General features: G+C 61.5%; 13 protein-coding genes. 12 read left to right on the top strand and 1 reads right to left on the bottom strand.

Annotated features, from left to right (window positions below; all coding sequences use genetic code 11):
- The first annotated feature begins 47 nt into the window (after window positions 1-47).
- The 7 genes from AB5Y84_RS11645 to AB5Y84_RS11675 all read left to right on the top strand — a co-directional run bounded on the left by AB5Y84_RS11645 (window position 48) and on the right by AB5Y84_RS11675 (window position 6623).
- On the top strand, window positions 48-722 hold the full coding sequence (locus tag AB5Y84_RS11645) for a thermostable hemolysin (RefSeq protein WP_368176981.1): 675 nt from the start codon (window positions 48-50) through the stop codon (window positions 720-722).
- Window positions 719-2185, top strand: coding sequence for an AMP-dependent synthetase/ligase (locus AB5Y84_RS11650; protein WP_368176982.1), 1467 nt, complete (start codon window positions 719-721; stop codon window positions 2183-2185). The genes AB5Y84_RS11645 and AB5Y84_RS11650 overlap by 4 nt, the downstream gene beginning before the upstream one ends.
- Window positions 2182-2835: a TenA family transcriptional regulator gene (locus AB5Y84_RS11655; RefSeq protein ID WP_368176983.1), complete on the top strand. Its 654-nt coding sequence runs from the start codon at window positions 2182-2184 to the stop codon at window positions 2833-2835. The genes AB5Y84_RS11650 and AB5Y84_RS11655 overlap by 4 nt, the downstream gene beginning before the upstream one ends.
- 34 nt (window positions 2836-2869) lie before the next feature.
- Window positions 2870-3739: an SDR family oxidoreductase gene (locus AB5Y84_RS11660; RefSeq protein ID WP_368176984.1), complete on the top strand. Its 870-nt coding sequence runs from the start codon at window positions 2870-2872 to the stop codon at window positions 3737-3739.
- Window positions 3740-3806: 67 nt separating this feature from the next.
- Window positions 3807-4373, top strand: coding sequence for a tetratricopeptide repeat protein (locus AB5Y84_RS11665; RefSeq protein ID WP_235664727.1), 567 nt, complete (start codon window positions 3807-3809; stop codon window positions 4371-4373).
- 130 nt (window positions 4374-4503) lie between these two features.
- Complete coding sequence (locus AB5Y84_RS11670) at window positions 4504-5190, top strand: response regulator (protein WP_005335091.1); 687 nt, start codon at window positions 4504-4506, stop codon at window positions 5188-5190.
- On the top strand, window positions 5187-6623 hold the full coding sequence (locus tag AB5Y84_RS11675) for an ATP-binding protein (RefSeq protein WP_368176985.1): 1437 nt from the start codon (window positions 5187-5189) through the stop codon (window positions 6621-6623). Before AB5Y84_RS11670 ends, AB5Y84_RS11675 begins: the two co-directional genes overlap by 4 nt.
- Before the next feature lie 38 nt (window positions 6624-6661).
- Here AB5Y84_RS11675 and AB5Y84_RS11680 read toward each other — a convergent pair whose 3' ends face one another.
- On the bottom strand, window positions 6662-7156 hold the full coding sequence (locus AB5Y84_RS11680) for a RimK/LysX family protein (RefSeq protein WP_081990717.1): 495 nt from the start codon (window positions 7154-7156) through the stop codon (window positions 6662-6664).
- Between the two features lie 381 nt (window positions 7157-7537).
- Between AB5Y84_RS11680 and AB5Y84_RS11685 the strand changes: the two genes are divergently transcribed.
- The 5 genes from AB5Y84_RS11685 (at window position 7538) to AB5Y84_RS11705 (ending at window position 12488) form a co-directional block, all read left to right on the top strand.
- Window positions 7538-8581: a GMP reductase gene (locus tag AB5Y84_RS11685; protein WP_005348017.1), complete on the top strand. Its 1044-nt coding sequence runs from the start codon at window positions 7538-7540 to the stop codon at window positions 8579-8581.
- Window positions 8582-8676: 95 nt separating this feature from the next.
- Window positions 8677-9885, top strand: coding sequence for an elongation factor P maturation arginine rhamnosyltransferase EarP (gene earP / locus AB5Y84_RS11690; protein WP_368176986.1), 1209 nt, complete (start codon window positions 8677-8679; stop codon window positions 9883-9885).
- Window positions 9886-9930: 45 nt separating this feature from the next.
- On the top strand, window positions 9931-10497 hold the full coding sequence (gene efp / locus AB5Y84_RS11695; RefSeq protein WP_005335100.1) for an elongation factor P: 567 nt from the start codon (window positions 9931-9933) through the stop codon (window positions 10495-10497).
- Between the two features lie 136 nt (window positions 10498-10633).
- Window positions 10634-11398, top strand: coding sequence for a DUF3530 family protein (locus AB5Y84_RS11700; RefSeq protein WP_368176987.1), 765 nt, complete (start codon window positions 10634-10636; stop codon window positions 11396-11398).
- A gap of 133 nt (window positions 11399-11531) precedes the next feature.
- Window positions 11532-12488 carry a D-2-hydroxyacid dehydrogenase gene (locus AB5Y84_RS11705; RefSeq protein WP_323897021.1) on the top strand — a complete coding sequence of 319 codons (957 nt, stop codon included), beginning with the start codon at window positions 11532-11534 and terminating at the stop codon, window positions 12486-12488.
- Window positions 12489-12566 lie beyond the last annotated feature (78 nt).

The following is a 12566-nucleotide window of genomic DNA, read 5'->3' on the forward strand; positions in this document are numbered from 1 at the left end:
AAGTTTGCCCTTTTACTCTCAAACCATCGCAAGAGAAGGAGTCACCCATGACCATCGAGATCCAGGCCCCCTACCGATTGCTGCTAGCCAAGTCCCCGCAGCAGGTCATGGCGCTGCAAACCTATATCCAGGCCGCCTACACCCTCGAATTCAACGCCCGCATCCCCCATTTTCTCCCCTGTCTGCTGGGGCTATATCGGGCGGACGGGACGCTGGTCGGTGCCTGTGGTCTCAATCATGCCAGTGAAGGGCCTCTCTATCTGGAACAGTATCTGGAGCAACCCATCGAGGCCGCCATCAACACCCGCCTCGGGGTCTATCCGGCACGCAACCGCATTATCGAAGTGGGCAATCTGGCCTGCAGCGAACCGGGCAATGCCCGCCTGATGTTCGCGGCCCTGTGTCGTCTGCTATGTGAAAACGCCCTCGACTACGTGGTCTTTACCGGCACAGCCAAGCTGCGCAACAGCTTTGCCCGCCTGCAACTCAATCCGGTGGAGCTGGCCCCCGCACAGGCCCATCAGGTGGGAGCCGACGCCGACGCCTGGGGTGAGTACTACCGTTGCCAACCCAAGGTGATGGCGGGCGACATCAATCAGGGGCGCGAGGTGCTGTCCCAGCGCAGCCTGCTGCTCAATCTGCTGGCCCCCATGCCGACCCTGTTTGACGATGCCGGCAAGAGCAGTGATAACCAGCCCCATCAAAAAAGGTGCGCCCAATGAGCCTGTTCGACGCCATCGCCAAACATGCCCGCGAGGATCCGCAATCCCCTGCGCTGCTGAGCAGCCAGCAGCGTCTCGATTACCAGACCCTGTGGCAACAGATCCAGCGTCTGGCCAGCCAGCTGCAACAGCTCGACATCAGCCGTCTGGCGCTGCAACTGGACAACGGCCTGCCCTGGGCGCTGCTGGATCTCGCCTGCACCCGCGCCGGTATCGTGGTGATCCCGGTGCCCCACTTCTTCAGTCAGGCCCAGCAGGCCTGGTTGCTGGAGAGCAGCGGCGCCGATGCGCTGGTGGGCCCACATCATCAGAGGTGGCATGCCGCCGAGCCGCTCTCGCTGATCACCGGAGAGCTGCCGCTCTGGCGCCACGCACCGGCTAATCGACCGGCGCTGCCCAAGGGCACCGCCAAGATCACCTACACCTCTGGCACTACGGGCCAGCCCAAGGGCGTCTGCCTGTCACTGACCCAGATGATGGCGGTGAGCCATGCGCTGGCCGAGCGGGTCGCGCCAGCCAAGGTGGAAAAACACCTCACCCTGCTACCGCTGGCCACCCTGCTTGAGAACATCACCGGCCTCTATGTGCCGCTGCTGACCGGCGCCTGCAGCCGCATTTCGTCCCTCGGGGAGCTCGGTTTCACCGGATCCAGTTCGCTCAATCCAGCCATGCTGGGGGAAGCCCTGCTACGCTGGCCGACCCACAGTCTGGTGCTGGTGCCCGAACTGCTGCGCCTGCTGCTGGCGCTCTGCACCAGCACCCCGACGCTGGCCCAACAGCTCAAAAGCTTGCGCTTTATTGCCATCGGTGGCGGCAAGGTAGCACCCGACCTGATCAAACATGCCCGCCAGCTCGGCCTGCCGGTGTATGAGGGATATGGCCTCTCGGAGTGCGGCTCCGTGGTGGCGCTCAACAGCCCGGATGCTGACAAGCCCGGCAGCGTCGGCCGCCCCCTGCCCCACTGTCAGGTCACCATCGCCAGCGACGGCGAAATTATGGTGAGCGGCAGTGCCATGCTGGGCTATCTCGGCAGCAACGAACCGACTCCCGAACAGATTGCCACCGGCGATCTGGGCCATCTCGATGAAGAAGGCTACCTCCATATCACCGGGCGCAAGAAGAATGTCCAGATCACCGCCTTTGGCCGCAACTTCTCCCCCGAGTGGGTGGAAGCCGAAGCACAGCTCTGCCCCGCCATCGCCCGCATCGTGGTCTTTGGCGATGATCAGCCCGCCAACGTGGCGCTGATCCAGCCCCTGCCGGGCAAAGAGGCGGATCTGCCCCGCCAGATCGCAGGTCTGAACCAGCGGCTGCCCGATTATGCCCGGCTGCACCACTGGTTGCCGGTGGCGCTGGATCAACATCCCGGCCTGCTGACCGCCAACGGGCGCCCCCGTCGCAACGAGATTTACCAACACTTTTCCCGGCAAATCAGCCAATGCCTTACAGGAGAATCGTCATGAGCTTCTACCAGACTCTGCAACAAGCCACTGCCAGTGAGCGTGAGCATCTGTTCAACGCCCCCATTATCGAAGCCTGTCGCCGTGGCGATATCAGCCGTGACACCTATCTCGCCTTTCTGGCGCAGGCTTACTACCACGTGCGCCACACAGTTCCACTCCTGATGGCAACCGGCGGCAAGCTGGGTCAGGAGTACGAGTGGGTGCGCGGGGCCATTGCCGAGTACATCGACGAGGAGTATGGCCATCAGGTGTGGATCCTCAACGATATCCGCGCCTGTGGCGGCGATGCCGAGGCGGTGCGTCACGGCCAGCCCGGGCTGCCCATCGAGCTGATGGTCGCCTTCCTCTACGACCAGATCCAGCGCGGCAACCCCATGGGCTTCTTCGGCATGGTGCAGGTACTGGAAGGCACCAGCGTGGCCATCGCCCTCACCGTCGCCGACCAGCTGAAAAAGGGTCTCGGCCTGCCACCCCAGGCGATGAGCTACCTGAGTTCCCACGGCGCCCTGGATCAGGAGCACCTCAAGTTCTTTGAATCCTTGATGGATCGGGTCGAGAGTCCGGCGGATCAGGCCGCCATCATCCACGGGGCCAAGGTGGTTTATCGCCTCTATGGCGAGATGCTCTACAACCTCACCGCCACACCGTAAGTCGGCAGCAGACAGCAAAAAGGGAATCCATACCATGAACCTTGAAGGGAGACTCGTGCTGCTCACCGGCGCCAGCGGTGGCATAGGTGAGGAGCTGGCGCTGGAGCTGGCAGCCCAGGGGGCACACCTGCTGCTGCACGGTCGTCGCGGCCCGGCACTGGAGCGGCTGTGCAAGTCACTGCCTCATCCCGAGCGCCATCAGGTGGTGCTCGCCGACCTCGGCTCTGCGCAGGAGCGGGCCAAGCTGTTGCAACACCCGGCGCTGGAGGACGGGATCGACATCCTGATCAACAACGCTGGCTGCAACCAGTTTGCCTGGCTGGAAGATCAGAGCTTCGAGCAGGTGGAGCGCCAACTGCTGCTCAATATCGAGGCGCCCATCCAGCTCACCCGTGCCCTGCTGCCAACCATGCGCAAGCCGGGGATCATCATGAACATGGGCTCGAGCCTGGGCAGCATCGGCTACCCCGGTTACAGCGTCTACTGCGCCAGCAAATTTGCCCTGCGCGGCTTTAGCGAAGCGCTGGGACGGGAGCTGGAGGGGAGTGGTATCAAGGTGCTGCACTTTGCCCCCCGCGCCACCCGCACCAAGCTCAACTCCGAGGCCGCTTACGAGATGAATGCGGCGCTCGGCACCCAGACCGACAGCCCGCAGGAGGTGGCCGAAGAGGCGGTCATCGCCCTGTGCAACGAAACCCGCCGCAGCTGGCTCGGCTGGCCGGAAAAACTGTTCGTGCGGCTCAACGCCCTGCTGCCCGGCATCGTCGACAAGGCGCTGGCCAGACAGCTGCCGATCATCAAACGTTATGCCCGTCATCTTCAGCCAGGGACGGCTGATGCCGGCGCCAACAGTGCGCCACAACCAGACTTGTCCCGCCCGATCCCGACCAAGAAGGAGCATTAATATGAACTTTTTCCGTCAATCAGTGACCTCTTGTGCCATCGCCATCCTGCTGGGATCCACCTCAGTCATGGCCGCGGATGATGCCCTCATCCCTATCCAGCAACAGTGGGCCGTCTGCCAGTATCAACAGAGCGGCAAGGCGAAAGAGAGCTGCCTCGAAACCCTGAGCACCCAGGCCGAAGCGGCCAGCGCCAAGGAGCCTTTTCGCGCCGACCTGCTGATCTGGTCTGCCATCGTCAAGAGCACCTGGGCGGGGGCCAAAGGGGGGCTGGGGGCACTGGGTCTGGTGAAAGAGGCCAAGGCCAAGCTGGAGCTGGCGCTCAAGCAGGATCCCAAAGCGCTGGATGGCTCTGCCTACACCAGTCTGGGCTCCCTCTACTATCAGGTGCCCGGCTGGCCGGTCGGCTTTGGCGATGACGAGAAGGCGGAGCAACTGCTCAAGCAGGCGCTGGCCATCAATCCCGATGGCATCGACCCCAACTTCTTCTATGGCGACTTCCTGCTGGATCAGGGTCGCAAGGCCGAGGCCAAAACCTATCTCGACAAGGCGCTGGCAGCCCCGGCCCGCCCAGGTCGCGAAGTGGCCGACGAAGGGCGCAGAATGGAGATCCGCGATCGGCTGGCCAAGCTATAAAACCCTGATGGATCAAAGAACTATTTAAACTCTGCCCACCAGCTTGCATACTGGTGGGCAGGGTTGTTTATGCCACGGCACGCCCTGGCGCTGAGCCAGATCGCCACACCCAACAAACAGGGAGAAAAGAATGCGGATCCTGCTGGTGGAAGATGATGTGATGCTGGGGGATGGTATGCAGGATGCACTGCGCCATAGCGGCTATACGGTGGACTGGCTGCAACAGGGGTTGCCCGCTCTGGCAGCCCTCAAGAGCGACGAGTTCGCCGCCCTGATCCTCGATCTCAATCTGCCCGACATCGATGGCCTCAGCCTGCTGCGCAAGTTGCGGCGTGAAGGACACCAGCTGCCGGTGCTGATCCTCACCGCCCGCGATGCGCTGGACGATCGGGTGGTTGGCCTTGATGCCGGCTCCGATGACTACATGGTCAAGCCCTTCGCCCTGCAGGAGCTCAACGCCCGCCTGCGCGCCCTGGTTCGCCGCAGCAAGGGGCAGGCGCAAGCGGTGCTGGAGTATGGCGACATCCTCATCTACCCAGAATCCCAGCAGGTCACCTATCAGGGGGAGGCGGTCAAACTCACCCCCCACGAATACAAGCTGCTGCAGGAGCTGATCAGCCAGAGCGGCCGGGTGCTGAGCAAGGATCAGCTGCAACAGAGCCTCTACGGCTGGGATGAAGGGGCCGAGAGCAACGCGGTAGAGGTGCATATCCACCATCTGCGCAAGAAGTTCTACAGCGACCTCATCCGCAATATTCGCGGGGTCGGTTACATCATTCCCCAGCTCGAACAGCCAAGCCGGACACCCGCACGATGAAACGCCCCCGCTCCATTCGCCGCTTTCTGCTCACCGGTATCCTGACGCTGGTGAGCCTGAGTCTCACCATCAGCGCCTTTATCGGCTACATGGAGGCGAGCCACGAGATGGAGGAGCTGTTTGATGCCCGCCTCGCCCAGTCGGCCCGCATCACCAACCAGCTGCTGGCTCGCTATATGGCCCAGCAGGGGCAGCTGCCCGCCAACGGCACCGTCTATCAGGAGTGGGAGGCGCAGAACCCCGATGAGTGGCAAAAAGACCCCAGCCTCAACCTGACCGGTGAGGATCGGGAGATCACCCCTTACGGCCACGAGTTCGAACGCAATCTCTACTTCCAGCTGCTCGATGAAAAGGGCGGCTTGCTGCTGCGCGCCCCCAGCGCCCCGGAGCAGCCGCTGGTCACCCTGGCTATCGGCTTCGACACGGTCGAAAAAGATAACCACCAGTGGCGCACCTTCACTCTCTACAACCAGCAGGAGCAGACCTGGCTGGTGGTAGCCGAGCGGGACGACGAGCGCAGCGAACTGGCCAGCAAGATGGCCACCCTCACCATGCTGCCGCTACTGATCACCCTCCCCTTTCTGCTGGCCCTGCTCTGGTGGCTCATCACTCGCGGGCTGGCCCCCTTGCGTCAGCTGGCCCAGGCCATCAGCGAGCGTCACCCCGCCAACCTGAGCCCGCTCAGCCTCAAGATAAGCGCTCAGGAGCTGACCCCCCTCACCAACGAGATCAACCGGCTGATGCAGGCGCTGGCGGAGACCATAGAGCGGGAGAAACAGTTCACCAACGAGGCGGCCCACGAGCTGCGCACCCCGCTGGCGGTGCTGCGGATCCACAGTGAAAATGCCCTGGCTGCCGAAGATGAAGTGAGCCGCCAGCAATCCCTGCACAAGATGCTGCAAGCCCTAGACCGCAGCGATCGGCTGATCCGCCAACTGCTGACCCAGGCCCGTATCGACAACCAGCAGGGACTGGTACTAACCGAGCTGGAGATAGGCTACCTGCTGCAAGGCACCCTCGCGACCCTGGCACCCATCGCGCTCAAGAAGGATCAGCAGCTATCGCTGGAGTGTGAATTGCCGCAGCTGGTGATGGGACAGGCCACCCTGCTCGAACTGCTGTTCAGCAATCTCATCGACAATGCGCTGCGCTACACCCAGTCGAAGGGGGAGATCAGGGTGCGAGTTCAGCGAGAGGGCAACCGGGTGAGGGTAGATGTGAGCGACAACGGCCCCGGCATTCCCGCCAACGCCTTGCCCCGGCTGTATGAACGCTTCTTTCGGGTCAATCCCCAGCAGGGGGATGGCGTGGGGCTCGGCATGGCCATCGTCTCGCGCATCGCCCAGTTGCACGGCGCCGACCTCGATGTCCACAACCGGCCGGAAGGGGGGCTGGAGGTGAGCGTGTTACTCCCGCTCCCGCCGGCAAGATAAGCGATAAGTAAAGAGCCCGCGATGCGGGCTCTTTACTTTCAATGACAATCTGGCTGCACGGTAAAGGTTCGACTGGAGTCCACTGGGCCCAGCTCCGCCAGCAGGCGGCGGCCAAGCAGCACCGGATAGATCATCTTGCTGCGATCCCGCAGGGTAAACCACTCCTCATACACCTTGTCCCCCAGACAGATGGACATGGTCACCGTTGGCCGCTGCTCCATGCCGCCCGCTCCGCGCACCGTCACGCTGCGCTCGACCCGCCGCTCGAACTGCTGCTTGACCAGCTTGCCGCTGTCGGCATCGGTCACCACCAGCATGAAGCGCACCCAGGGCTTGCCATCCCGTTTGAATCTGGTGATGGAGCGTGCATCAAGGGAAGAGGTGAGCGCCCCAGTGTCGAGCTTCATCTTCACCGCCACGCCGGTGGGCAAAATAAGCCCCTTCTCGATCCAGCCATAGCTGGTCGGGGTCTCAGCCAGCGCACTGCCACACAGTGCCAGCATCAGGGTGATCCCCACCATCATCTTGCCCATTTTACTGCCCTGCCTTGTCAATCCTGCGGCCAGATCTACCACAGTCCCATTGTGGGTCAATACGATTTATTTCAGCTACTTGGATAATATCTGGCGTGTCAGGAGAGAGACGACAAAGAGTGGCCGAACGGCGGCCCAAGCGGGCGGGAATATCGAAGGAGAGCAAGGCACCGAACGGTGCTGGATGAAACTGGTGGTTAACCTCAGGTTGTGACGCCAAAGGCTACCACAAGGATTTACAAATTATCAGTCTTGTTCTGAAGGGATTTTTGCCTACACTGTTGTAAACCGGAGGGCCTGAAAACCACCGGTTTTTTTGCGCCTGCCGAAAATTTGCCACTGCAAAAGTGACTTTCAACAAGGCTCAATAAGGAATTTGTAATGCGTATCGAAGAAGACTTGAAGCTCGGTTTCAAGGATGTCCTGTTCCGCCCCAAGCGCTCTACTCTCAAGAGCCGTTCCCAAGTAAGCCTGACCCGTCAGTTCACCTTCAAACACACTCAGACCCAATGGCAAGGCGTACCCGTTATCGCCGCCAACATGGATACCGTCGGCAGCTTTGCCATGGCGCGCACGCTGGCCGGTTTCGAGATGATGACCGCGGTACACAAGCACTACAGCCTTGAGCAGTGGCAAGCTTTCGTCAACGAGACCGATCCGGCGCTGCTGGGCCATGTGATGGTCTCCACCGGCACCTCGGCTGAAGATTTTGCCAAGACCCGCCAAATCCTCGCCATGTCCGAAGCGCTGCGTTTCATCTGTGTCGATGTGGCCAATGGCTACTCCGAACACTTCGTCGAGTTCGTGCGCAAAATTCGTGAAGCCTGCCCCAACCACGTCATTCTGGCGGGCAACGTGGTGACCGGCGAGATGGTCGAAGAGCTGATCCTCTCCGGCGCCGACATCGTCAAGGTCGGCATTGGCCCGGGCTCTGTCTGCACCACTCGCGTCAAAACCGGCGTCGGCTATCCGCAGCTCTCTGCCATCATCGAGTGTGCCGATGCGGCCCACGGCCTCGGCGGCCAGATCGTCGGTGACGGCGGCTGCACCTGCCCGGGCGACGTCGCCAAAGCCTTCGGCGGCGGCGCCGACTTCGTGATGCTGGGCGGCATGCTGGCAGCCCACGAAGAGTGCGGTGGCGAGATCGTCGATGTAGACGGTGAGCCCTTCATGAAGTTCTACGGCATGAGCTCCTCCAGCGCCATGGACAAGCACGCCGGTGGCGTCGCCGAGTACCGTGCCTCCGAGGGTAAAACCGTGCTGCTGCCCTACCGCGGCCCGGTCGAGAACGCCGTGCGCGACATTCTGGGCGGCGTGCGCTCCACCTGTACCTACGTCGGCGCCAGCCAGCTGAAAGAGCTCACCAAGCGCACCACCTTTATCCGGGTACGCGAGCAAGAGAACAACGTCTACGGCAAGGAGTAACCTGCCACAGACCGCCGTCACACGCTGACGGTTAGAAGCCAGTCAACCGGTGTGCTACCCTGCGCACCGGTTTTTTACATCTGGAACCCCGCGCCATGACTACTCCCCTGCCCCCGTTTGACTGGGACATCTTCTGCTGCGTCGTCGACAACTTCGGTGACATCGGCGTCACCTGGCGACTCGCCCGCCAGCTAAAACGGGAGGGGAATATAGCGGTACATGGCGATGAGGTTCAGGTGCGGCTCTGGGTGGACGATCTGGCAAGTTTCGCCCGCATCTGCCCAGGGCTCGACCCGGCGCAGGATGGCCAGTGGGTCGAGGGCATCTATATCCAGCACTGGCATGAGACCCTGCCGACCGACATGACCCCGGCCAGAGTGGTGATCGAAGCCTTTGCCTGCGAGCTGCCCGCCCCCTTCATTGAACGAATGGCCGAACTGATGGCGCGCCAACCCAGCCCCCCATGCTGGCTCAATCTGGAATACCTCTCGGCAGAGAGCTGGGTCGAGGATTGCCACGGCCTCGCCTCGCCCCAGCGGGTTGGCAATAAAAGCCTCAACAAATACTTCTTCTTCCCGGGCTTTACCGCTAAAACCGGCGGCCTTTTGTGCGAGCACTACCTCATCGCCGAACGGGAGCTGTGGCAGCAAGATGATGCGGGACTTACCGCCTACTGGGCCAGCCTCGGTTTGCCACCAAAACAAGAGAACGAGCTGCGGGTCAGCCTCTTTACCTACGAGAGTGATGCGCTGCAAAGCCTGGTCGAGAGCTGGTGCCAAAGCACCACGCCCGTCACCCTGCTGTTGCCGCTGGGGCGCTCTCTCAACGATGTGCTCACCGGCGCCGGTCTGGCAGATGCCATCCCTGCGGCCAAAGCGGGGGATCTGCTCCACTCGGGCAGCCTCACCATCAAGCTGCTGCCAATGACCGATCAGTCCGGTTACGATCGACTGCTGTGGAGCTGCGATCTCAATCTGGTGCGTGGGGAGGACTCCTTCGTGCGGGCCCAGTGGGCAGCTCGTCCTTTCCTCTGGCATATCTACCAACAGGAGGAGGAGGCCCATCTGGTCAAGCTGGAGCAGTTCCTCGACCACTATCTTGCTGATCTGCCTGCCGATTGCGCCCAATGGCTGCGCCGCTTCAATCTGGCTCTCAACCGTGGTGAAGATTGCCGCGAACTCTGGGCCCAATGGCCGCAATACAGCGCGATTTGGCAGCAACATGGGCGACTCTGGTCACAGAAGCTGCTCCGGGATGGGGATCTCGTCACGAGGTTGGTGAAATTTCTGGAAAGCCGTATATAATCTGGCAGTTTTTATCCGTCCGTTTCACGAACAGGAATTTTTTACATGAAAACCGCTCAGGAAATCCGCGCTGGTAACGTAGTCATGATCGGCACCGAGCCGATGGTGGTCCAGAAGGCTGAATTCAACAAATCCGGCCGTAACTCCGCCGTGGTCAAAATGAAGCTGAAAGGCCTGCTGAACGGCAGCGCCACCGAGACTGTCTTCAAGGCCGACGACAAGCTGGACGTTGTTCAGCTGGAGCGTAAAGAGTGCACCTACTCCTACTTCTCCGACCCCCTGTATGTCTTTATGGACACCGAGTACAACCAGTACGACGTAGAGAAAGACAACCTGGGTGACGTGCTGAACTACCTGGTAGACGGCATGGAAGATCTGTGTGAAGTGACTTTCTACAACGAGAAAGCCATCTCCGTAGAACTGCCGACCACCATCGTGCGCGAAGTTGAGTACACCGAGCCGGCTGCCCGTGGCGACACCTCCGGTAAAGTGACCAAGCCTGCCCGTCTGAAAGGCACTACCTACGAGCTGGCTGTTGCCGCTTTCGTAGAGATCGGTGACAAGATCGAAATCGATACCCGCACCGGTGAATTCAAGCGTCGCGTCAACTAATTGACCACGTTGAATTGATTGCAAAAAAGCGAGCCTCCGGCTCGCTTTTTTATTGCCTGTTCGCGGCCATAACGCCGCCTCCCCCTTCAGAAAATCCCACCGCCGCCGCTAACCCAGATAACCGGGGGAGCACACTATGGCCAGATTATCCTTATCACTGCTGTTATTGACCATGCTGGCTGGCCATGTCGCGCAGGCGAGCGAGGTTGCGCCCCCCGTTGCCGAACCTATGCCTCTCGACCACTGGCAAGCCAGCGACTGGAAAGGGTTGCCCGATGCCACCCAGATAGACAAGCAGACGGTGTTGTTCGCCAAACACGACAGTGAAAACTATCTGGGGCTCGCCATTTTACTGCCCGACTGGCAGCGCAGCGGCCAGCTGTGGCAACTGACTCGCGCCCTCGGCCGATTGGGCTTTGATACCCTGCTGCTGCTGCCCTCCCCCCAACAGACCGAACTGGACCCCGCCGCCGAGAAAAAAGCGAAAAACAGCGATGAGTTTCGCAAGCAGTTTGCCGAGCGGATCAGCAAGCTGGCCGATGCCAAGCTGCAGGAGGGGGGCTTCAAGCTGATCCTGGCGCAAGGTACCGGCGCCGCCTGGACCACCAACCTCATCGCCAGCGAACAGTTGCCCGCCCCCGATGCACTGGTGCTGCTCGATGGTTTCTTCCCCAATCAGCAGAGCAACCAGACCCTGGCCAAACAGGTGGCTCAAGGAGCCATCCCCACACTCGATCTCTATCAGGAGGATGGCGGTCGCTGGCCCCTGCTGGCCGCCGAGGCCCGCAGAAGCGAGAGCCGGCGCAGCAACAAGCTCAACTATCGCCCCTACGCCCTGATGGAGCTGGAGGAGACCCCCACCCGCATTCAGGGCTGGCTCAACCATCTGGGCTGGCTCTGACCTCGGGCCACAAAGCGCGCGCAATATCACATCTGCCGGATAAAGCCCAGCCATGACACGGCGGCAGGCTGGCCCTGACTGCATCCTCTTTGGCATCATGGCCTCTCGAACCTGAACAATGGCAGGAAGGCCCATGCAGCAGATTGTGTTTCTCGACAGCGATACCCTGGATGCGGGCATCACCCTGCATCACCCCGACTTCCCCCACCACTGGCAGAGCTATCCAAGTACTCCCCCGGAACAGGTGGTGGAACGGCTCAAAGATGCCAGCATCGCCATCATCAACAAGGTACGGATCGGCGCCGCCGAACTGGCCCAGCTGCCGGAGCTCAAACTCATCGCCCTGGCCGCCACCGGCAGCGACAACGTGGATCTGGAGGCGTGCCGCGCCGCCAATGTCGGGGTGTGCAATATCCGCAACTACTCTGGCCCCTCGGTGCCGGAGCACGCCATGGCGCTGATGCTGGCCCTGTCGCGCAACCTCTTCTGCTGGCGCCAGTCGCTGCTGGAGGGGCGCTGGCAACAGAGCGGCCAGTTCTGCTTCTTCGACCACAACATCATGGATCTGCACGGCAAGCAGCTTGGCATCATCGGTAAGGGAACTCTGGGACAGGCGCTCGGCGAGCGGGCCAAAGGGATGGGGATGACAGTGCGTTACGCCCAGAGCCAGGTCGGCGCCAGTCACGACGAGGATCGCTTGCCCCTCGACGAGTTGCTGCAAAGCTCGGACGTCATCAGCCTGCACTGCCCGCTCACCCCCTACACCCGCAACCTGATTGGCGAGCGGGAGCTGGATCTGATGAAACCGGGCGCCCTGCTGATCAACGTCGGCCGCGGTGGGTTGGTGGATGAGGAGGCGCTGCTGCAAGCGCTGGCCAACGGTCGCCTCGGTGGCGCCGGTTTCGATGTGGCGAGCGTCGAACCGCCGCCTCCCGACCATCCCTTGATGAAGGCGCTGCAATACCCCCACTTCATTCTGACCCCCCATGTGGCCTGGGCCAGCGAGGAGTCGATGCAGCGACTGGCCGATCAGCTGATCGACAACATCAACGCCTTTGCCGCCGGTCGCCGCCAGCACCGGCTGGTGTGACTGCACGATCGAGTCACCACATAATGCACAACGGGACCAACAGGCCCCGTTTTGCATCTTTCGCACTCACTGCGCGCA

It is taken from the genome of Aeromonas sp. s11, from assembly GCF_040907945.1.
Lineage (GTDB): Bacteria > Pseudomonadota > Gammaproteobacteria > Enterobacterales > Aeromonadaceae > Aeromonas > Aeromonas veronii.

Coding starts and splice junctions, on each gene's coding strand:
- AB5Y84_RS11645 (WP_368176981.1), top strand. CDS start 48: ATGACCATCGAGATCCAGGCCCCCTACCGATTGCTGCTAGCCAAGTCC.
- AB5Y84_RS11650 (WP_368176982.1), top strand. CDS start 719: ATGAGCCTGTTCGACGCCATCGCCAAACATGCCCGCGAGGATCCGCAA.
- AB5Y84_RS11655 (WP_368176983.1), top strand. CDS start 2,182: ATGAGCTTCTACCAGACTCTGCAACAAGCCACTGCCAGTGAGCGTGAG.
- AB5Y84_RS11660 (WP_368176984.1), top strand. CDS start 2,870: ATGAACCTTGAAGGGAGACTCGTGCTGCTCACCGGCGCCAGCGGTGGC.
- AB5Y84_RS11665 (WP_235664727.1), top strand. CDS start 3,807: ATGGCCGCGGATGATGCCCTCATCCCTATCCAGCAACAGTGGGCCGTC.
- AB5Y84_RS11670 (WP_005335091.1), top strand. CDS start 4,504: ATGCGGATCCTGCTGGTGGAAGATGATGTGATGCTGGGGGATGGTATG.
- AB5Y84_RS11675 (WP_368176985.1), top strand. CDS start 5,187: ATGAAACGCCCCCGCTCCATTCGCCGCTTTCTGCTCACCGGTATCCTG.
- AB5Y84_RS11680 (WP_081990717.1), bottom strand. CDS start 7,156: ATGGGCAAGATGATGGTGGGGATCACCCTGATGCTGGCACTGTGTGGC.
- AB5Y84_RS11685 (WP_005348017.1), top strand. CDS start 7,538: ATGCGTATCGAAGAAGACTTGAAGCTCGGTTTCAAGGATGTCCTGTTC.
- earP (WP_368176986.1), top strand. CDS start 8,677: ATGACTACTCCCCTGCCCCCGTTTGACTGGGACATCTTCTGCTGCGTC.
- efp (WP_005335100.1), top strand. CDS start 9,931: ATGAAAACCGCTCAGGAAATCCGCGCTGGTAACGTAGTCATGATCGGC.
- AB5Y84_RS11700 (WP_368176987.1), top strand. CDS start 10,634: ATGGCCAGATTATCCTTATCACTGCTGTTATTGACCATGCTGGCTGGC.
- AB5Y84_RS11705 (WP_323897021.1), top strand. CDS start 11,532: ATGCAGCAGATTGTGTTTCTCGACAGCGATACCCTGGATGCGGGCATC.